Genomic DNA, 18,775 nt, shown 5'->3' with positions numbered 1-18,775 from the left:
GGGCGGTCAGGTGCTGCCCGGCAGGGAGGTCAGCGGGGTGGGCAGGGGGGCCAGGGACTGCTCCGGCTCGGTGTGGGCGAGCTGTTGGAGGCCGGTGATCTCGCGTACGGTGGCCGCGCACAGCAGGGCGGACAGCGTCAGGCAGGCGAGCTCGGCGAGCCCGGCCCCCGTGAGGCCGCCGGTGGAGTCGCGGGTGAGCACGGTGACGGCCAGGGCCAGGGTCGCCAGCCAGCTCAGCCACCATGCCGCCACCAAGGCGAGCCAGCGGCTTTGCCGGCCGGACGGCGGGCGGGTGCCCTTCCAGAGCTCGTGCACCAGCAGAGCCGGCCCCACCAGGTTGACGCCGGGGATCAGCCAGGCGCCCGCCACCGAGGCGGAGGGCGCCTCGGGGTCGTTGGCCTGCCTGGCGCGCACCAGCCAGGTGACGTAGGCGGCAGCGGCGGCGACGGTGGCGCCCGTGGCCAGCATCATCAGCACGGCGAAGACGGTCACCGCGCCGACGACGGCGTCGGCGTCGGCGCCGTGCGGCCGGCCGCCGAACTCGGCGAGCTGCGCGGCGAGCCGGTCTCCGCGCACCTGCTCGAAGAGCACGAGGGCACCGAGGGAGAGGACCTGCGCGGTGAGCGTCACATAGACGGCAGAGGCGGCTTTGATGGGCGGTGCCTGGGCAAAGCGCACGATGTTCTCCCCCCGGGCCATGCGCTGAGGTTCTGTTTCACTTGTATCCCGCAGGCCCCCCTGTTAATCAGGTGACGACGCCCGATTCCCAGGCCCACGCCGCGATCTCCACCCGGTTGCGGGCGCCCAGTTTGGTGAAGACGCTGCCCAGGTGCGTCTTCACCGTCGACAGCGACACGAACAGCTCGGCGGCCACCTCCTGGTTGGTGCGGCCCTTGGCGACCAGCCGGACGACGTCGAGCTCCCGGTCCGTCAGCGGCTCGGGCAGCGGGACGGGCCCGCGCTTGGGCTGCGCCAGGTGCCGCAGTAACCGGACGGTCACCGAAGGCGACACCAGCGACTCGCCTCCGGCCGCCGCTCTGACCGCCTCCACCAGCAGTGTGGGCCCGCTGTCCTTGAGCAGGAAACCGGTCGCGCCGGCCCGCAGCGCGCCGTACACGTACTCGTCCAGGTCGAAGGTGGTGACGATGACCACCCGCATGGGGGCCTCGACGCCGGGCCCGGCCAGCGCGCGGGTCGCCTCCAGCCCGTCGAGCCTGGGCATCCTGATGTCGAGCAGGCACACGTCCGGCCGCAGCCGCCGGGCCTCGGAGACCGCCTCCGCGCCGTCGGCGACGGCCGCCACGACCTCCATGTCCGGTTGGGCATCAAGAATCATCTGAAAGCCGGTTCGCACGAGTTGCTGGTCGTCGGCGATGAGCACCCGAATAGTCACGGGCCCAACTCTAGGATCAACCGTTCGGCCGAGGCGGAACCGGTCACAAAGCCGATCCGCGCCACCCCGCCTGCCCGCCAGGCTTTGCGGCATGAACGATGTGCTTGTTGGACAGGCCCTGACCAAACGGTTCGGGCAGACGGTGGCGCTGGGCGGAGTGGACCTCGCGGTGCGGGCCGGGGAGGCCGTGGCGATCATGGGACCCAGTGGCTCCGGCAAGTCCACGCTGCTGCACTGCCTGGCGGGGATCATGAAGCCGGACGGGGGCGAGGTCCGCCTGCTCGGCGAGCGTATCGACGACATGCGCGAGCGCCGGCGCAGCACGCTGCGCCGTACCCGGTTCGGGTTCGTCTTCCAGTTCGGGCAGCTGCTCCCAGAGCTGCTCGCCGAGGAGAACGTCGCGCTCCCGCTGATGCTGGGCGGCGTTCCTCGTTCCCGGGCCGTACGCCAGGCGCGCGCATGGTTCGGGCCCCTCGGCCTGAGCGGCATGGAGACCCGGCGGCCCGGCGAGCTGTCCGGTGGGCAGGCGCAGCGGGTGGCCATCGCCAGGGCGCTGGTGACCAAACCGGCGGTGGTGTTCGCCGACGAGCCGACGGGCGCGCTCGACCAGACGACCGGCCACGAGACGATGCGGCTGCTGGTGGAGGCCACCCGGGGCAACGGGGCGGGCCTGGTCGTGGTGACCCACGACCCCGACGTGGCCTCCTGGTGCGAGCGCACGGTCGAGGTCCGCGACGGCCTGCTGACGGCGGGCGGGGTGCGCGCGTGAACCTCGACCTGACCTGGCGGCTGCTCAAGGGCGGCGGCCGCAAAGGCATGCTCGGCACCTGGCTCACGCTGGCGGCCGTCGCCGTGTCCACGATGCTGCTGTTGTTCGCCGTGACGGCCAACTTCGCCTTCCAGGCCAGGGCCGACAAGGGCGCCTGGCGGATCCCGGTGCAGGCGGCCACCGGCCAGGCCGTGGCCATCGAGGCGACGGGCCACGACTACGTGCGCGGCAAGGAGGTCACGGTCGTCGATCTGGCCGCGTTGAACGACCGGGCACCCGCGCCCCCGGGGCTGACCCGCTTCCCCGCCCCTGGCGAGGCGTGGCTCTCCCCGGCGCTGGCCGAGCTGGCCGGGCGGCTGCCCGCCGACCAGCTCGCCGCCCGCTTCCCCGCGCGGACGGGCGTGCTCGGCGAGGAGGCGCTGATCCACCCGGACGAGCTGGTCGCGGTCGTCGGCCACCGGCCCGACGCGCCGGAGATGACGGCGGCACGCAGCACCGCCCGGACCGCGGGCCGGCCGCCGACACCGGTGGCCGACCTGGTGGGCAAGCCGTCGGAGGATGCCGTCGCCTACCAGATCCTGGCGCTCATCGCCAGCGTGCTCATGGTGGTGCCGCTGCTGGTGTTCGGCGGGGCCGCGGCCAGGCTCACCGTGGCCAGGCGGGACCAGCGGCTGGCGGCGCTACGCCTGGTCGGGGCGACACCCGGCCAGGTGGTCGGCATGACCGTGGCCGAGGCGGTGATCGTGGCGTTCGCCGGCGCGCTGGCCGGGACCGCCGCCTACGCGCTGGCCGTGCCGCTGCTGACGCGGATCCAGATCAGCGGCGGCCCCTGGTTCGCCGCGGACCTGTGGCCGCACCCGCTGGTGCTGGCCGCCACCCTGGTCGCGGTGCCCCTGCTGGTGGGCCTGTCGGCGGTGATCGGGCTCAGGCGGGTGGTCGTCAGCCCGCTCGGCGTGGCCAAGCGCGAGACCCCGCCCGCCATGCGCTGGGTCAGGGTGCTCGCCCTGGTCGCGGTGCTGGCCGTGGTCCCCACGCTGGGCGTGGACACCGGCGTGGCGGTCATCGCGGTGGTGATCGGCCTGGCGTTCCTCTGCGTCAACCTGGTCGGCCCGTGGGTGGTCGGGATCATCGGCCGCGTCACCGCCGGAACCGCCCGCAGTCCGGCCGGACTGCTCGCCGGCCGCAGACTGGTGGACGACCCGCGCTCGGCCTGGCGCACCGTGAGCGGCGTGGCCATGACCGGCTTCGTCGCGGGCTTCCTCGCCCTGCTCACCCCGGGCGCGCTCACCACCGCCGGGACACCGGGCGAGCTGCGTGTCCTCGTCCCCGAGGGGCGGCCGTCGGTGGTCGCCGAGCAGGCCCGCGAACGGCTCGCGAAGGCCGGGATCACCGCCACCGTGCGGCGCGCCGAGAAGCTCGTCACCGTGACCCCGGCCCGCCACACCGACCCGGCGACCATGGACCGGGCCCGTACCGCTCTGGCAGGACTCCTCCCCGGGCGCACCCTCACCTCCCAAGCCGACCAGGAGCACGTCAACGTGCAGATCATCGGTGACATCCGCTCGGGCACGGTGGTGGTGCTGTCGGTGTCGTTCCTGGTGGCGATCGCCAGCGCGGGCATCACCGCGGCCTCCTCGATCCTGGACCGGCGGCAGACGTACGGGCTGCTGCGGCTGGCGGGGACGCCGCTGACGGTGCTCGACCGGGCCCGCAGGACCGAGACGCTGATCCCGCTCGCGGTGATGGGCGGCGGGTCGATCGCGGTGGGTGTGTTCTGCGGGCTGCCGTTCATGAGCGGCAGCCCGGACGGCGGCGGGTCGATCATGCTGCTGACCTGCGTCGCGATCGGCTTCGCCGGAGTGGTCGGGGCAGGCGCCGCGAGCAGACCCCTGCTCCGCTCGGTCACCGCCGACCCGGCCCCACGCCCCGACTGAGTCCGGGTCAGGAGGGGATGCGGGCGTCGATCTGCTCGTGGGCGTGGGGGCACTCGTCGAACGGCAGTGGGCAGGCGAGCGCGTGCTCGATGAGGTCCTTGGCCGCCTGCGCCTGGGAGATGCGCCGTTCCAGCTCGGCGACGTGTCCCCTGAGCAGGTCGGCGTGGTCCATCGGGTCGTCGGTGGACAGGAGCCGGCGCAGGGCGCGCAGGCCGAGCCCGGCCTCCTTGCCCATGTGGATCATCGCCACCCGTCGCAGCTCCGCCTGGCCGTAGCGGCGGTGGCCGCTGTCCTGCCTGGCGGGGGCGAGCAGGCCGGCGCTCTCCCAGTGGCGCAGGACGTGCGTGGGAAGCCCGAACCGGCCGGCCAGCTCGCCGATGGTCATCTCGCTTGACTTCATGCGCACATTAACCTTCATCGTGACCGCATGAGCAACCGATCACCTCTGGCCATCACCCGCGTGGCCAACTCCTGCGTCCTGATGGAGATCGGCGGGCACGCCGTCCTCACCGACCCGTTCTTCACCGAGCGGTGGCACCTGCACGCCGGCGAGCCGTTCGGCCTGGCCGTCGGCGATCTCCCGCCGCTGGCCGCCATCGTCGCCAGCCACTCCTACCCCAACCACTGGGACCTGCGGGTTCTGCGGCGCTACCCGCACAAATCCACCACACCCGTGTACGTGAGCAGCGCGCGGATGGCTCGGCAGGCCCGTGCCATCGGCTTCGAGCAGGTCGAGTTCCTGGCGTGGGGTCAGCTCAGGCAGCCGGCGTCCGGCCTGTCGATCGAGGCGGCGCCCGCCGGGCGAACTCTGTGGTTCCGCCACAACGCCTACGTCATCGGCGGCGGCGGGCTCAGCGTCTTCTTCGGCGGCGAGGTCCGCGACCCGGAACTCCTGCGGCGCCACCGCGCCGGTCACCCTCCGGTCGACGTGGCGCTGCTGCCCGTCAACGGCCTGCGCGCGGTCGTCGGCCCGCCGATCGTGATGGGCCCCGAGCAGGCGGTGGACGGCACGAACGCGCTCGGCGCCCGCGTCCTGGTGCCGGTGCACGACGCCCACGGCGACGACGACCTGCTCGCCCGGGTGATCCGCCGCCACGGCACCGGCGCGGACGCGGCAGCCCTGGCGCGTGCCGTCGCGTCCGGGCCCGAGGTCGTCAACCTGCCGACGGGACAGCGCTGGACCTACCTGGTGTCACCCGATGGGTCGGGCCCTGCCGGGAAGCGCTCATCGCCGGCATCGCCGGCATCACTGTCAGCCGAGGACCAGGTCGCGGACGGTGCGTAGGGTGGGCTCGTCGCGGGGGCCCATGACGAGCAGGGACGTGACCGGGGACTTGTGCCAGAGCTCCAGGCGCTCCTTGATCCGGCCCGGCGGGCCCACCAGGGAGATGCCGTCGGCGAGTTCGTCGGGGATGGCGCGGAACGCCTCGTCCCTGCGGCCCGCGAGATAGAGCGACTGGATGTGCTCGGCCGCCTCGGCGTAGCCCATCCGGCCGATGATGTCGGCGTGGAAGTTGCGCTGCTTGGCGCCCATGCCGCCGATGTAGAGGGTGAGCATCATCTTGACGCCGTCCAGGGCGGCGCGGACGTCGTCGGAGATGACGACCATGACCATGGCGGCGATGTCGAAGCCGGGGCTCCTGGGCGCCAGGGCTTCGCCGTACATCTCCTCGATCTTCGAGGGGAAGGCGAACAGCGGGAGCCAGCCCTGGGCGAGCTCGGCGGCCAGGGCGACGTTCTTGGGGCCCTCGGCGCCCAGGTAGACGGGGATCTCGGGGCGCAGCGGGTGGGTGATGAGCTTGAGCGGCTTGCCGAGGTCGCCGGGCAGGGGCAGCGGGTGGTGGGGGCCGTCGTTGGTGACGGGCTCCTCGCGGCGCCAGACCTTGCGCATGATCTCGACGTACTCGCGCGTCCTGGCCAGCGGCCTGGCGAACGGCTGGCCGTACCAGCCCTCGACGACCTGGGGGCCGGAGGCGCCGATGCCGAGCAGCAGGCGGCCGCCCGTGAGGTGGTCGAGGGTCATCGCGGTCATGGCCGTGGTGACCGGCGGCCTGGCCGACATCTGGGCGATCGACGTGCCCAGCTTGATGCGCGAGGTGCGTGCGCCGTACCAGGCCAGGGGGGTGAAGACGTCGCTGCCGTAGGCCTCGGCGGTCCACACCGAGTCGTAGCCGAGCCGTTCGGCGGCGAGCACCGAGTCGGTCGCGTCGTCGGCGTTGCGCTGCCAGTAGCCGAGGTTAAGGCCGAGCTTCAATCGACACCTCCCGAATTAAGTTCTATTACGGCTGGTGTGGGGCCACGTGTCAATGCGGATTCTTTGGGGACGTGTGCTCTGTGTTCAAGGGTCTGTGTCGTCTCGTCTCTGTCCTGCTGCTTCTGATGCCGGCGGCCGAGCCCGCGGCGGCCTCGGGGGACAAGCCGAACATCGTCTTCATCATGGCCGACGACCTCGATTACGGTACGTTGCCGTACTTTCCCAACATCACGCGTCATGTGGTGGACGAGGGGACCTCGTTCCAGCGGTTCTTCGTGACGAACTCCTGGTGCTGTCCGTCGCGTTCGTCGATCCTGCGCTCGCAGTACGTGCACAGCCATGGCGTATGGACGAACACCCCGCCAGAAGGCGGTTTTGCCAGATTTTACGAACAAGGTCTGGAACGTTCCACCATCGGCAGCTGGATGAAGGACGCCGGATATCGCACCGCGTTGATGGGGAAGTATCTCAACCACTATCCGGGCAAGGCGGCCCCGGCGACTTACGTGCCGCCGGGCTGGGACGAATGGGCTGTTCCGGTCAGGCATCTCTATCGGGAGTACGGCTACCGGCTCAACGAGAACGGGCGGCTGGCCGACTACGGCTGGGGGGAGAAGGACTACCTCTCGGACGTGCTGGCGGGCAAGGCCCACGATTTCATCGCCGGGAGCCGGACGCCGTTCTTCCTCTATCTCTCCCCGGTCGCGCCGCACCTGCCGGCCAACCCCGCCATACGCCACTCCAGCGCGTTCCCCGAGGCCCGCGCGCCGAGGACGCCGTCGTTCAACAGGGAGGACGTGAGCCGGGAGCCCGCATGGCTGCGCTCCAGGCCACCGCTGACCGACCGGGAGATCCAGCTCGTCGACCGGCGTTACGGCAACAGGATGCGGGCCATGCTGGGCGTGGACGACCTCGTCGGCTCCGTCGTCCAGGCGCTGGAGGAGACCGGCAAGCTCGACAACACCTACATCTTCTTCACCTCCGACAACGGCTTCCACCAGGGCACCCACCGCCTCAAGAAGGGCAAGACCACGCCGTTCGAGGAGTCCATCAGGGTCCCGATGGTCATCCGGGGGCCGGGTGTGCCGAAGAACGTCACGATCGGGCCGATGGGCGCCACGGTGGACCTCGCGCCCACGATCGCCGAGCTCGGCGGGGCCACCCCGCCGTCGTTCGCGGAAGGGCGGTCGCTGCTGCCGGTGCTGCGCGGCGAGCGGCCGGCGGACTGGCGCAAGAACGTCCTGATCGAGTTCGCCCGGCCGGCCGACCGGTTCTCGGCCGCCCAGACGCCGGTGCCGCCCTATCGGGCCGTGCGCACGCAGAGATACACCTATGTCAGATATCAGACGGGCGAGGAACAGCTGTACGACCTGCTCACGGATCCCTACCAGCTCGACAACCTGGCGGCGACCGCCTCCCCGGCGCTGCTGGCCGACCTGCGGGCCCGCCTGGAGGCCATGCGGACCTGCTCCGGAGCCAACTGCCGGGTCGCCGACTCCACCGGCTGACGTGCTCAGGAAGACGGGTAGGCGTGGGCCAGGTGCTCGGTCACCGCGCGGGAGGCCGCGGCGGGGTCGCCCGCGTCGATGGCGGCCAGGATCCGCTCGTGGTCGGCCTGCAGGAGCGAGGTGTCACCGAGCCGCTCCACCGCCTCCACCGCGTAGCGCCGCATCGAGTCCCGCAGCGAGCGCATGATGGCGGCGATCAGCCGGTTGCCCGAGGCGTCCGCGATGGCGCAGTGGAAGGCCGTGTCGTGCTCCACGAACTCCTCGGCCGAGCCCGCCGAGGCCATCGCGGTCAGCGCGGCGGCCAGTGCCGAGGTGTCGGCGCGGGCGGCCGCCGCCCGGTCGGCGGCCCAGCGCTCGATCATCAGCCGAGTGTCGATGACCTCGCGCAGCTCCAGGCTCGCCATGCCCAGATGCAGCCTGAGCAGGTCGGTGAGCGCGCTGTCCGGCCGGGAGGTGAGGATGGCGCCCGCCTCGGGCCCCCGCCCCACCTGTGAGGACACCACGCCGAGGGTCTCCAGCACGCGCATCGCCTCGCGTACGGAGGAGCGGCCGACGCCGAGCTGCTCGGCGAGCTGCCGCTCGGCCGGCAGCCGGGAGCCCACCGTGAGGCCGTCCTCGACGATGCGGCGCTCGATCTGGGCGAGCACGTCCTCGAACGTGCGCGTCTTCTTGGCCGGGCGGCCGGTGACGGTCAACGGGGTCTCCTTGGCCGGATGCGGTCCGAATCCGGTATGGTCTGACCATACTGTGGTCAGACCATACCTCGGAAGGTGAGGCGTGCGAGTCGCCCTGTTCATCACGTGCGTGAACGACACGCTCTTCCCCGGCACCGGCAAGGCCGTCGTGTCGCTCCTGCGCAGGCTGGGCTGCGACGTCGACTTTCCGGCCGCGCAGACCTGCTGCGGGCAGATGCACGTCAACACCGGCTATCCCCAAGAGGGCGTACGGCTTGCGCGCCACTTCACCGAGGTCTTCGCCGGGTACGACGCGGTGGTCGCGCCGTCCGGGTCGTGCGCGGCCATGGTGCGCGAGCAGTACCCCAAGCTGGTACGGCCGGGCAGCAGGGGAGCGGCGGCCATCGCCGAGGTCGCGCCCCGGGTGTACGAACTCTCCGAGTTCGTGATCGACGTCCTGAAAGTCGACGACGTAGGCGCATATTTCCCGCACCGGGTGACATATCACCCGACGTGTCACTCGCTGCGCGGGCTTCGCCTGGGCGACCGGCCCACCCGGCTGCTGAGCAAGGTACGCGGCCTGGAGCTGGTCCCGCTGCCCGGGGCCGAGGAGTGCTGCGGCTTCGGCGGCACCTTCGCGGTGAAGAACCCGGCGGTCTCCGCCGCCATGGGCTCCGACAAGGCGCGCCACGTGACCGGCACGGGGGCGGAGGTGCTCTGCGCGGCCGACAACTCCTGCCTCATGCACATCGGCGGCACGCTCGACCGGCAGCGCTCCGGCGTGCGGATCATGCACCTGGCGGAGATCCTCGCGACCACGGAGGCGACCCCATGAGCGGGACATTCCTCGGCATGCCCGGAAATTTCCCGGAAAACGCTGCGAAAGCCGTCCAAGACTCGCAGCTCAGGTACAACCTCCGGAAAGCCACGCACACCATCCGAGGCAAGCGCGCGAACGTCGTGAGCGAGCTGCCCGACTGGACCGAGCTCCGCGCGGCCGGTAAGGCGATCAAGGACGAGACCCTGCGCCACCTCGACCGCTACCTGATCCAGCTGGAGGAGGCCGTGACGCGGGCGGGCGGCCACGTCCACTGGGCCCGCGACGGCGCCGAGGCCAACCGCATCGTCGCCGGCCTGGTCAAGGCCACCGGCGAGACCGAGGTGGTCAAGGTCAAGTCGATGGCCACCCAGGAGATCGAGCTCAACGAGGCCCTGGCCGAGCAGGGCATCACCGCCTACGAGACCGACCTGGCCGAGCTGATCGTCCAGCTCGGCGACGACTTCCCCAGCCACATCCTGGTCCCCGCGATCCACCGCAACAGGGCCGAGATCCGCGAGATCTTCCTCGACAAGATGCCCGAGACCCCGCCCGGCCTCACCGACGAGCCCGCCGCGCTCGCCGAGGCCGCCCGGCTGCACCTGCGCGAACGCTTCCTCAGGAGCAAGGTCGCTATCTCCGGCGCGAACTTCATGGTCGCCGAGACCGGCACGCTGGTGGTGCTGGAGTCCGAGGGCAACGGCCGCATGTGCCTGACGCTGCCCGAGACCCTGATCAGCGTCGTGGGCATCGAGAAACTGGTGCCCGCCTGGCGCGACCTGGAGGTCTTCCTCCAGCTGCTGCCGCGCAGCTCCACCGGCGAGCGGATGAACCCCTACACCAGCATGTGGACCGGTGCGACCGAAGGCCAGGACTTCCACCTGGTGCTGCTCGACAACGGCCGCACCGGCGTGCTCGCCGACGAGGTCGGCCGCCAGGCGCTGCGCTGCATTCGCTGCTCGGCCTGCCTGAACGTGTGCCCCGTCTACGAACGTGCGGGCGGCCACGCGTACGGCTCGGTCTATCCGGGCCCGATCGGCGCCATCCTCACCCCGCAGCTCAGAGGCATGTCGTCGGAGCTGGACGCCTCCCTGCCGTACGCCTCCAGCCTGTGCGGCGCCTGCTACGACGTGTGCCCGGTGGCGATCGACATCCCCGAGGTGCTCGTCCACCTGCGCGCCAAGGCGCCGCACGCCACGGCCGAGCGGGCGGGCATGCGCGTCGCGGGCTGGATCCTCGAAGACTCCGTACGGCTCGGCAAGGCCCAGCGCCTGGCCACCCGCTTCCGCAAGCTGGTCCCCAGGCGGCTGCCGGGTCCGCTGTCGGCCTGGACCGACACCAGGGACCTGCCCGAGATCCCGGAAGAATCCTTCAGAGACTGGTGGGAGCGTCATGAACGCCCGTGAGGAGATCCTCGGCAGGATCAGGCAGGCCGTCCGCGACGCGCCCGAGGTGGAGATCCCCCGCGCCTACCGTTCCCGGACCCCGGTGGATGACCTGGTGGGCCTGTTCGCCGAGCGGGTGGACGACTACCGGGCGATCGTGCACGTCCTGCCCGCCGCCGAGGTCCCGGACAAGATCACTGAGCTGGTACGCGGCCGCCGCATGGTGGTGCCCGACGGGCTGCCGCCGCAGTGGACGGGACAGGCCGAGCCCGCCGGCGGCTCGCTGGCGGAGCTGGACGCCGCCGACGGGGTCATCACCGGCTGCGCGGTGGCCATCGCCGAGACCGGCACGATCGTCCTCGACGCGGGCCCCGGCCAGGGCAGCCGCGCGCAGACGCTGGTGCCCGACTACCACCTGTGCGTGGTGCGGGCCGAGCAGATCGTGGGAGGTGTGCCCGAGGCCGTCGCCCGGCTCGACCCGGCCCGCCCGCTCACCTGGATCAGCGGCCCGTCGGCCACCAGCGACATCGAGCTCAACCGGGTCGAGGGCGTGCACGGCCCCAGGACCCTCGAAGTGATCGTCAGTACCTGAGCACGGCCGCCACGTCCGACACCTGGTCGGTGAACCAGAGCTCGGCGTCCGTCATGGTCGCCGCCCTGACCAGGGCCGAGTCGGCACGCTCGGTCACCGGTTCCTGGACGCCCCAGTCGCGCAGCTCCCCCTCGTCGGTGGACAGCTGTGTGCCGCCCTCGCCGATCCACACCTCCCGGTCCAGCTCGCCGGGCAGGAGCAGCGCCTGCACCCTGCCCTCGCGCAGGGCGCGGGCGACCAGCGCGATCCCCACGGGGCCGTCCTGCTCGCGGTGCCGATCCAGCAGTTCGGCCCGCCTGCGATCGAGCCAGTCGTCGAGCGCCGCCTCCACGTCACGCTCGAACCCGCCGAGATCGCCCCGGTGGCCGTGCTCCACCATCAGCATCCGGTCGGTGGACTTGGTGCCGAGGTGGTCGCCGAGCATGGACCGCGACCGCGCCTCCCCCGCCACCAGCACGAGGTCCGCGCCGATGCGCCGTACCTGCTCGTCGATCTCCTGCGCGACGGCCACCGCGTTCTTCTCCCAGGTCTCCTCCACGGCTCGCTCGTAGCGCTTCTGCGACCAGCCGCCCTGCGCGGTCTTCTGCAGCGGCCAGTCCTCGGCCTCGATGGTCGCGCTGCGCGGCGAGCCGCCGCCGAACACCGTCACCTCCGCCCCCGCGTGGTCCACGACCACCCGCAGGTGCGGGACGTTCTCACCACGCTTCATCAGCATGGGCGTGACGTGTGGCAGCGGCGAGTGGTGGACCAGCGGCAGCGGCGGCTCGCCCAGCCTCTCGGCCAGCACCACGTCGTGCGCGGTGGCGAACAGCGCCTGCCCGGGGCCCGGCCGCAGCGCCTCGATCTCCAGGGCCTCCGGCACCACCGCGCCGGCCCGTTCGGCCTTGTCACGCAGGCTGGTCCACTGCACCGACCTGTCCCGCTCGGTGAACGCGCCGACGTACACGCTCGTGTACGGTCCACTGCGCTCGTAGAGCGGCCGGATGAAGTCGAGCCGCACAGGTCACCACCTCCGCTTCTCCACACCGAGGCCGAGCGCCTGACCGATTTCGGCCATGTTGGCGTAACGCCGCTCCGGCAGGGAGCTGACGAGGTCCATCACGTGATCGGGCGCGTCCATCCGCTCGGCATGCTGGAGCAGTTCCAGCGAGGTCGCGGGGAAATCAGCGTCGCTGAGCCATTTGGCCAGATCGCTGCGGACATCGACTCCTTCCTGAGTGATGCCCTCAGGAGTGCCGGGTTCGTGGCCGGGCGCGTACGTGCGTACGGACTCGTCCTCCCTGGACGCCGGGGTGGGCTCGGGTTCCTTCCACTCCTCGGCGTGCGTGGCGCCTCCGCCACGCACCATGCCCTCGGTCTCCTGCTTCTGGTGCTCGTCCATGCGAGGACCGTGCTTGGAGCTTCCGCGTTCCATCGGTGAATCACCTCTCCCTCCAAGCGCACCTACCCCCGCCTTCATGGGCAAACATCGCCACTGTGTAGCCTGCCGAGGGTGTTCGATGAGGACGTCGACCTCCCCACTGGACGTCTGGTGCTCCGGCCGTTCGGCCCTGAGGACGCGGACCGGATCAGGTCCATCGTGCGATCGAAAGTCCGGTTCCTGCCGCCAGGGGCGCCCGGTCATGTCTCGGGCGTCAAGCAGTGGCTCGCCCACGGTGTGCACGAGTTGCGGCGCTCCGGGCAGGGCCTGCACCTCGCCATGCACGACGACGATCGCATCGTGGGCGCCATCAGCCTGTTCAAGACCTCGTGGGGCGCGGGCACCACCGAGGTCGGCTACGGCGTCCACCCCCTCTACCGGGGGCGCGGCTTCGCCACCGAGGCCGTCCGGGCGCTGACGGACTGGGTGTTCGCCACCACCGAGCTGCGCAGGATCGACCTGACGGCCAACCTGGACAACCTCGCGTCCATCCGCGTGGCCCACAAATCCGGCTTCACCTGGGAAGGCGTGCTGCGCGCCGCCGTGCTGGACGAGGACGGGCCGCACGACCTGGTCGTCTTCGGCCTGCTGCGCGACGACGACCGCACCCCGTCCGACACGCTGCCCCGCACCGAGCTGCGCACCCCGCGGCTGCTGATCCGGCCGCTGGCGGACTCGGACGTGCCGGACCTGGCCGTCACCGCCGCCGACCCGCTCACCCAGGCCAAGACCGGGGTGCCGCGCGGCTACAGCGAGGCGGACGCCAGGCGGTTCGTCGACCTGGCCGAGCGGATGCGGACCAGGGGCCAGGGCATCGCCTGGGCGGTGGAGGAGATGGCGACCGCGCGCTTCGCGGCCCATGTGGACCTCCGGGACGTCGACTGGGTCAACAGGAGCTGCGAGGTCGGCTACATGGCCGCGCCCTGGGCCCGCGGCAACGGGATCACCGCCGAGGCGGTCACCGCCATCGCCCGCTGGCTCTTCGACGAGCAGGGCTTCCGGCGGGTCAAGCTCCGCGCGACCCTGTCCAACCCCGCCTCGCACCGCGTGGCGGAGAAAGCCGGCTTCGTCCGCGAAGGCGTCGAACGCAACGCTCTGGGCGGGGAGGATCTCGTGGTCTTCAGCCTCATCCCATCAGATTTGCTGTGAAGATTGGAGAAACACCGGTAGAGCCGTCACCCTGGAGGTGAGGACGGTGAGGCCCATGATCACGGTTGTCGGCTGGGACGGTTCGGAACTGTCGGCCAGGGCGATTGACCGGCTGCACGAGGCCAGGCTCGTCGTCGGACCCGACGCCGTCATCGGCCGGCTGGCGCTGACCGCGCCCACCGTCGCCGACCACAGGCTGCTCGAAACCCTCGACGACCACCTCGAACAGGGAGAGGGCCCCGCCGTCGTGCTCGCCGAGGGCGACCCCGGGTTCTTCGGCGTGGTGCGTACGCTGCGCGCTCACGGGCTCAAGCCCGACGTGCTCCCGGCCACCTCACTGATCACCCGCGCCTTCGCCTGCGCCGGGCTCAACTGGGAGGACGCCCTCGTCGTCGCCCCCTCGGGCCCGCACCAGCTCAACCGCGCGGTCAACGCCTGCCGGGCCCACCACAAGGTGGCCGTGCTCGTCACCCCTGGCGTCGGCCCCGGCGAGCTGGCCAGGGAGCTCGCCCCCACGACGCCCCGCTCCCTCATCGTCTGCGAGGACCTCGGCGGCCCCGGCCAGCGCGTCGTCGACAGCCGGCTGGGCGAGGCCACCACGCGGCCCTGGAAGGATCCCGACGTGGTGCTCGTCGTCGATCCGCTGCACCGGCCCAAGGCGCCGGGCTGGGTGGCGGGCGCGCAGCCCGGCCCGCCCGAGTGGGCCCTGGAGTGGCCGCCGCCGCTGGAGTCGCGGCTGCCGCCGGAGGTCAGGGCGTTCGTCCTGGCCAAGCTCGGCCCACGCCTCGGCGACCTGGTGTGGGACGTGGGCGCGGGCAGCGGCGAGATCGCCGTCGAATGCGCCAGGCTGGGAGCCGCCGTCGTGGCCGTCGAACGCGATCAGGACGCCTGCGCCCGGCTGCGCGCCAGGGTGCTCGAACACGGCGTCAAGGTGGCGCTGACCAGGGGACAGGCGCCGCCCGCGCTCGAACCGCTGCCCGAGCCCGACGCCGTCTTCGTCGGCGGTGGCGGCACCGACGTGATCGTCGCCTGCGCCGCCCGCCGCCCCCGCTCACTCGTGTGCGCGCTCAAGACCGTCGAGCGCGTGTCCGCCGTGCTCGACCGGCTGCGCGAGCACGGCTATCGTGCCGAAGGCAGCCAGATCCTGGCCGCGAAACTCGTCATCGGCCCCGACGGATCCCACAGCCTGACCGCCGCCGACCCCGTTTTCGTCGTGCACGCGACACCCGCGCACACAGCGTGACCTGTCGCCCACCGGCGCCCATCGGTTATCCTCGCGTGTCTTCCTCTACGCACCGGAGTACCTTCGCATGAAGCCGCCGCTCCTGCTCATCGGGCAGGGCTCGAACGACGACGCCGACTCCGCTGAATTCGGTAGGTTCGTCCATCGGCTCCGTTGCCGACTCGACCAGAGCGCCACCGACGTCTCCGCCGGCTACCTCGAGCGCGCCACCCCCCGGCTGAGCGACTCTGTCGCCTCCCTGGTCGCCAGGGGACACCACCGCCTGGTCACGCTGCCGCTGAGCCTGAACCGGGTCGGCGACGAACTGCCCGCCGCGATGGAGCAGGAGCAGAAGAAACACCCCACCCTGATGTACGACTCCGGCCGGCCGCTCGGACCCGACCCGCGCCTGCTCGCCCTGCTGGCCGAGCGGCTCAACGACGCCGCAGCCGAGATGCCGCCCCGGCCCCGCCCGCTGGAGCTCGTCGGCGCCAGGGCCAGGCTGCGAGCCGTCGACACGCTGCCCGCCGAGGGCCTCCCCGCGCACATCGAGCCGGGCGAGACCGCCATCGTCCTGGTCGGCGAGGGCTCGATGGACCCGGCGGCCAACGCCGAGATCCACCGGGTGTCGCGGCTGTTCTGGGAGACCCACGCCTACGACTTCATGACCGTCGAGACCGCGTTCGTCTCCCTCACCCCGCCCGGCGTCCCCGGCGGCCTGGAGCGGTGCCGCCGCCTCGGCGCCAAGCGCGTCATCGTCGTGCCCTACCTGCTGTTCGCCGGTGGCGCGCTGGAGCGCGTGTGGGCCCAGGCGCTGGCCTACGTCGCCGGGCACCCCGATCTCGACATCCGTTGCGCCGAGGTGATCGGCGACTGCGACACGCTGGCCGACGTGGTCATCGACCGCTACGACGAAGTGCTCCAACTCGTCCCGTAGGACACCGGGCCGGCTCCTCCGGGAGCCGGAAGTTCGCCCGAAGGGCTCCCGCTCGGAGCCGTAACACGAAACGCTCGTGAGAAGGCGCTCCACCAGGTCCGTCACTCGTAACCCCCGGAGGTTCCCGTGCTCGCAGAGACGCTCGCCGCGATCCGCTCCGCCGACCCGGTCGTGCTCGCCGACGCCCGCGCCTACCAGGACCGCCTCACCAAGCCGCGCGGCTCGCTCGGCGCGCTGGAGGAGGTCGCCGTACGGCTCGCGGGCGCCGCGGGCGTCACCCCGCCGCCCATGCCCACCCCTGCCGCCCTGGCCATCTTCGCCGCCGACCACGGCGTGCACGCCCGGGGCGTCAGCCCGTGGCCGCAGGAGGTGACGGTGCAGATGGTGGCGAACTTCCTGGCCGGCGGGGCGGTGGCCAACGCCTTCGCCGCCCAGATCGGCGCCTCGGTGACCGTGGTGGACGTCGGGGTCGCCGCCGACCTGCCCGACGACCCCCGGCTGATCAAGCGGAAGATCGCGTACGGCACGGCGGACCTGTCCCAGGGGCCCGCGATGACCGTCGACCAGGCCGTACAGGCTCTCGAAGCGGGCCTGACCGTCGCCCGCGACCTGGTCGCGGCGGGCGCCCGCTGCCTGATCACCGGCGACATGGGCATCGCCAACACCACCGCCTCCGCGGCCCTCATCTCGGTTTTCACCGGCAGGGACCCGGCCGAGGTGACCGGCCTGGGCACCGGGATCGACGAGGAGACCCACGCCCGCAAGATCGACGTGGTCCGCGAGGCGCTCCGCGTCAACCAGCTGCTCGCCGAACGAAGCTCCGGAGGGCTGACGGCCCCGGCGGTCGCCGGGGGAGTCGCGGCCTCGGCGGGTTCCGCAGGCTCCTCGCTTCCGGCGGGCGCCGGGCAGGTGGGGGTTGGGAGTCAGGCGACCGAGGCGTTGCGCGCGCTCGCGGCCGTGGGGGGATTCGAGCACGCGGCGATCGCGGGGTTCATCCTGGGCGGGGCCGCGGCGCGGGTGCCGGTGATCCTGGACGGCGTCATCGCGGGCGCCGCCGCGCTCGTCGCGGCCGCCCTCGACCCGGCCGCCGTCGACCACTGCGTGGCCGGGCACCGGTCGGCCGAGCCCGGCCACTCGGCCGCCCTCGGCCACCTCGGCCTGCGCCCCCTGGTGGACCTTGAGCTGCGGCTGGGCGAGGGCACCGGCGCGCTGCTCGCTCACCCGCTCATCTGCTCGGCCGTGCGGGTCATGCACGAGGTGGCGACCTTCGACTCGGCGGGCGTGACGGAGAAGCCGGTGTGACGACGGAGACGCCGCCGAGCACTATCCTTGAACCACTCTGGGCGACGGCCGGACGCCGCACGGGGACGGGGACGGGTCTCGCTCTGCTCGACGGCCGTTGACTCGTGCGAAGCAACTGACGCGGTGATAGCCGGTAGGTTTACCTCGTAGCACACATACCTTCGCGAACGGGAGATTCCCCCACTATGGGTCCCTACCTCCTCGGCCTGCGGCTCCAGGGTCGCCGGGCCCTCGTCGTAGGTGGCGGGCGTGTCGCCCAGCGGCGGGTGCCCGCGCTGCTTGAGGCGGGGGCGGCGGTGACCGTGGTGTCGCCGGGTGTCACCCCCGCTCTCGACGACCTGATAGCCGCCGGCCGGATCACCTGGCAGGCGCGCCCCTACGAGGTGGGCGACTGCGACGGAGCCTGGCTCGTGCAGGCGTGCACCGACGACAGATCCGTCAACACCGCCGTCGCCGCCGAGGCCGAGGCGAAACGGATCTGGTGCGTGCGCGCCGACGACAAGGACGCCTCCGCCGCCTGGACCCCCGCCTCCGGCCGGGTCGACGAGATCAGCGTGGCCATCACGGCGGGCGGCGATCCGCGCCGGGCCGCCGGCATCCGCGACGCCGTGGTCGGCGCGCTGCGCGACGGCACCGTGGACGCGCGGCGCAACCGCACCAAACCCGTCGGCGTCGCGCTGGTCGGCGGCGGGCCCGGCGATCCCGGGCTGATCACCGTGCGTGGCCGGCAGCTGCTCGCGCAGGCCGACGTGGTGGTGGCCGACCGGCTCGCCCCCCGGGCGCTGCTCGACGAGCTGGCGCCCGACGTCGAGCTGATCGACGCGGCCAAGGTGCCCTACGGCAGATCGCTCTCCCAGGAGGCGATCAACGAGGTGCTGGTCGATCGCGCCAGGCAGGGCAAGTTCGTCGTGCGGCTCAAGGGTGGCGATCCGTTCGTCTTCGGCCGGGGCGGCGAAGAGATGATCGCCTGTGCTCGCGCCGGCATCCCTGTGCTGGTGGTGCCGGGGATCACCAGCGCGGTCGCGGTGCCCGCCGCGGCAGGCGTTCCGGTGACTCATCGAGGGGTCAGCCAAGATTTTCACGTTATATCCGTGCATGTAGCACCGGATGACCCCAAATCCACCGTTGACTGGCCTGGGCTGGCTCGGTCCCATGGCACCCTGGTCCTCATGATGGCCGTCGAACGGCTCGCGAAGGTCGCCGAAGTCCTCGTTCGAGATGGACGTCCCCCAGAGACTCCCGTAATGGTGGTGCAGGACGGTACCCTTCCGACCCAGCGGGCGGTCATCGCCTCGCTTGCCACCGTGGCCGACCGCGTGTCCGCGGCTGGGATACGGCCACCGGCGATCATCGTCGTCGGCGATGTCGTAAAGGTCGGCCAGGAGGTCGAGATGGTTCGAGCGGAGCGCTTGCCGTGAA

19 protein-coding genes are annotated in these 18,775 nt (G+C 71.9%); 12 read left to right on the top strand and 7 right to left on the bottom strand.

The annotated features are described in order from the left end of the window. Positions 1-6: 6 nt before the first annotated feature. Positions 7-678, bottom strand: coding sequence for a DUF4328 domain-containing protein (locus tag ACTMTF_RS38435; RefSeq protein ID WP_441115058.1), 672 nt, complete (start codon positions 676-678; stop codon positions 7-9). Positions 679-745: 67 nt separating this feature from the next. Continuing rightward, the gene (locus tag ACTMTF_RS38430; protein WP_441115057.1) at positions 746-1,393 is read right to left on the bottom strand and encodes a response regulator; all 648 of its coding nucleotides are present in this window, start codon (positions 1,391-1,393) and stop codon (positions 746-748) included. Between the two features lie 91 nt (positions 1,394-1,484). Between ACTMTF_RS38430 and ACTMTF_RS38425 the strand changes: the two genes are divergently transcribed. Both ACTMTF_RS38425 and ACTMTF_RS38420 read left to right on the top strand, forming a co-directional pair. Continuing rightward, positions 1,485-2,162 carry an ABC transporter ATP-binding protein gene (locus ACTMTF_RS38425; protein WP_441115056.1) on the top strand — a complete coding sequence of 226 codons (678 nt, stop codon included), beginning with the start codon at positions 1,485-1,487 and terminating at the stop codon, positions 2,160-2,162. Then, positions 2,159-4,096, top strand: a complete 1,938-nt coding sequence (locus ACTMTF_RS38420; RefSeq protein ID WP_441115055.1) for an FtsX-like permease family protein — start codon at positions 2,159-2,161, stop codon at positions 4,094-4,096. The genes ACTMTF_RS38425 and ACTMTF_RS38420 overlap by 4 nt, the downstream gene beginning before the upstream one ends. 7 nt (positions 4,097-4,103) lie before the next feature. Here ACTMTF_RS38420 and ACTMTF_RS38415 read toward each other — a convergent pair whose 3' ends face one another. Further along, a complete protein-coding gene (locus ACTMTF_RS38415) occupies positions 4,104-4,496 on the bottom strand; it encodes a MerR family transcriptional regulator (protein ID WP_441115054.1) in 393 nt (130 codons plus the stop codon). Positions 4,497-4,523: 27 nt separating this feature from the next. Between ACTMTF_RS38415 and ACTMTF_RS38410 the strand changes: the two genes are divergently transcribed. Continuing rightward, positions 4,524-5,381, top strand: a complete 858-nt coding sequence (locus tag ACTMTF_RS38410) for an MBL fold metallo-hydrolase (RefSeq protein WP_441115053.1) — start codon at positions 4,524-4,526, stop codon at positions 5,379-5,381. Here the strand turns inward: ACTMTF_RS38410 and ACTMTF_RS38405 are convergent. Then, the gene (locus ACTMTF_RS38405; protein WP_441115052.1) at positions 5,349-6,350 is read right to left on the bottom strand and encodes an LLM class F420-dependent oxidoreductase; all 1,002 of its coding nucleotides are present in this window, start codon (positions 6,348-6,350) and stop codon (positions 5,349-5,351) included. The two genes, ACTMTF_RS38410 and ACTMTF_RS38405, sit on opposite strands and share 33 nt — an antisense overlap. A 125-nt stretch (positions 6,351-6,475) precedes the next feature. On the opposite strand from ACTMTF_RS38405, the gene ACTMTF_RS38400 reads away from it, so the two are divergent. Then, positions 6,476-7,858, top strand: a complete 1,383-nt coding sequence (locus tag ACTMTF_RS38400; RefSeq protein ID WP_441115051.1) for a sulfatase family protein — start codon at positions 6,476-6,478, stop codon at positions 7,856-7,858. 5 nt (positions 7,859-7,863) lie between these two features. On the opposite strand, the gene ACTMTF_RS38395 is transcribed toward ACTMTF_RS38400, so the two are convergent. Next, positions 7,864-8,553: a FadR/GntR family transcriptional regulator gene (locus tag ACTMTF_RS38395; protein WP_441115050.1), complete on the bottom strand. Its 690-nt coding sequence runs from the start codon at positions 8,551-8,553 to the stop codon at positions 7,864-7,866. Between the two features lie 82 nt (positions 8,554-8,635). Here ACTMTF_RS38395 and ACTMTF_RS38390 point away from each other — a divergent pair, with 82 nt between their 5' ends. Genes ACTMTF_RS38390 through ACTMTF_RS38380 form a run of 3 tightly spaced genes read left to right on the top strand, consistent with a single transcriptional unit; the run spans position 8,636 to position 11,326 of the window. Then, positions 8,636-9,367, top strand: coding sequence for a (Fe-S)-binding protein (locus ACTMTF_RS38390; protein ID WP_441115049.1), 732 nt, complete (start codon positions 8,636-8,638; stop codon positions 9,365-9,367). After that, positions 9,364-10,755 (top strand): lactate utilization protein B, encoded by a 1,392-nt coding sequence (locus ACTMTF_RS38385; RefSeq protein ID WP_441115048.1) that lies wholly within the window; start codon positions 9,364-9,366, stop codon positions 10,753-10,755. Before ACTMTF_RS38390 ends, ACTMTF_RS38385 begins: the two co-directional genes overlap by 4 nt. Then, positions 10,742-11,326: a LutC/YkgG family protein gene (locus ACTMTF_RS38380; RefSeq protein WP_441115047.1), complete on the top strand. Its 585-nt coding sequence runs from the start codon at positions 10,742-10,744 to the stop codon at positions 11,324-11,326. The genes ACTMTF_RS38385 and ACTMTF_RS38380 overlap by 14 nt, the downstream gene beginning before the upstream one ends. Here ACTMTF_RS38380 and ACTMTF_RS38375 read toward each other — a convergent pair. Continuing rightward, positions 11,316-12,326, bottom strand: coding sequence for a baeRF2 domain-containing protein (locus ACTMTF_RS38375; protein ID WP_441115046.1), 1,011 nt, complete (start codon positions 12,324-12,326; stop codon positions 11,316-11,318). The two genes, ACTMTF_RS38380 and ACTMTF_RS38375, sit on opposite strands and share 11 nt — an antisense overlap. A 3-nt stretch (positions 12,327-12,329) precedes the next feature. Further along, positions 12,330-12,707: a DUF2795 domain-containing protein gene (locus ACTMTF_RS38370; protein ID WP_441115045.1), complete on the bottom strand. Its 378-nt coding sequence runs from the start codon at positions 12,705-12,707 to the stop codon at positions 12,330-12,332. Positions 12,708-12,818: 111 nt separating this feature from the next. Here ACTMTF_RS38370 and ACTMTF_RS38365 point away from each other — a divergent pair, with 111 nt between their 5' ends. The 5 genes from ACTMTF_RS38365 to cobA all read left to right on the top strand — a co-directional run bounded on the left by ACTMTF_RS38365 (position 12,819) and on the right by cobA (position 18,774). Then, positions 12,819-13,895: a GNAT family N-acetyltransferase gene (locus ACTMTF_RS38365; RefSeq protein WP_441115044.1), complete on the top strand. Its 1,077-nt coding sequence runs from the start codon at positions 12,819-12,821 to the stop codon at positions 13,893-13,895. Between the two features lie 55 nt (positions 13,896-13,950). Next, the gene (locus tag ACTMTF_RS38360; RefSeq protein ID WP_441115043.1) at positions 13,951-15,138 is read left to right on the top strand and encodes a bifunctional cobalt-precorrin-7 (C(5))-methyltransferase/cobalt-precorrin-6B (C(15))-methyltransferase; all 1,188 of its coding nucleotides are present in this window, start codon (positions 13,951-13,953) and stop codon (positions 15,136-15,138) included. 67 nt (positions 15,139-15,205) lie between these two features. Next, a complete protein-coding gene (locus ACTMTF_RS38355) occupies positions 15,206-16,054 on the top strand; it encodes a sirohydrochlorin chelatase (protein ID WP_441115042.1) in 849 nt (282 codons plus the stop codon). Positions 16,055-16,180: 126 nt separating this feature from the next. Beyond that, positions 16,181-17,356 carry a nicotinate-nucleotide--dimethylbenzimidazole phosphoribosyltransferase gene (locus ACTMTF_RS38350; protein ID WP_441115041.1) on the top strand — a complete coding sequence of 392 codons (1,176 nt, stop codon included), beginning with the start codon at positions 16,181-16,183 and terminating at the stop codon, positions 17,354-17,356. A 185-nt stretch (positions 17,357-17,541) separates the two neighbouring features. Continuing rightward, positions 17,542-18,774 (top strand): uroporphyrinogen-III C-methyltransferase, encoded by a 1,233-nt coding sequence (gene cobA / locus ACTMTF_RS38345; protein WP_441115040.1) that lies wholly within the window; start codon positions 17,542-17,544, stop codon positions 18,772-18,774. The last annotated feature ends 1 nt before the right edge of the window (position 18,775 follow it).

It is taken from the genome of Nonomuraea sp. ZG12 (genome assembly GCF_052068115.1).
Classification (GTDB): domain Bacteria; phylum Actinomycetota; class Actinomycetes; order Streptosporangiales; family Streptosporangiaceae; genus Nonomuraea.
Note: the sequence above shows the minus strand (reverse complement) of the source record. Positions and strands in the feature narration are given on the sequence as shown.

Excerpts from the sequence above, each read along its gene's own strand:
- ACTMTF_RS38425 (WP_441115056.1), top strand. The coding sequence starts at position 1,485 with ATGAACGATGTGCTTGTTGGACAGGCCCTGACCAAACGGTTCGGGCAG.
- ACTMTF_RS38415 (WP_441115054.1), bottom strand. The coding sequence starts at position 4,496 with ATGAAGTCAAGCGAGATGACCATCGGCGAGCTGGCCGGCCGGTTCGGG.
- ACTMTF_RS38410 (WP_441115053.1), top strand. The coding sequence starts at position 4,524 with ATGAGCAACCGATCACCTCTGGCCATCACCCGCGTGGCCAACTCCTGC.
- ACTMTF_RS38400 (WP_441115051.1), top strand. The coding sequence starts at position 6,476 with ATGCCGGCGGCCGAGCCCGCGGCGGCCTCGGGGGACAAGCCGAACATC.
- ACTMTF_RS38385 (WP_441115048.1), top strand. The coding sequence starts at position 9,364 with ATGAGCGGGACATTCCTCGGCATGCCCGGAAATTTCCCGGAAAACGCT.
- ACTMTF_RS38380 (WP_441115047.1), top strand. The coding sequence starts at position 10,742 with ATGAACGCCCGTGAGGAGATCCTCGGCAGGATCAGGCAGGCCGTCCGC.
- ACTMTF_RS38370 (WP_441115045.1), bottom strand. The coding sequence starts at position 12,707 with ATGGACGAGCACCAGAAGCAGGAGACCGAGGGCATGGTGCGTGGCGGA.
- ACTMTF_RS38360 (WP_441115043.1), top strand. The coding sequence starts at position 13,951 with ATGATCACGGTTGTCGGCTGGGACGGTTCGGAACTGTCGGCCAGGGCG.
- ACTMTF_RS38355 (WP_441115042.1), top strand. The coding sequence starts at position 15,206 with ATGAAGCCGCCGCTCCTGCTCATCGGGCAGGGCTCGAACGACGACGCC.
- cobA (WP_441115040.1), top strand. The coding sequence starts at position 17,542 with ATGGGTCCCTACCTCCTCGGCCTGCGGCTCCAGGGTCGCCGGGCCCTC.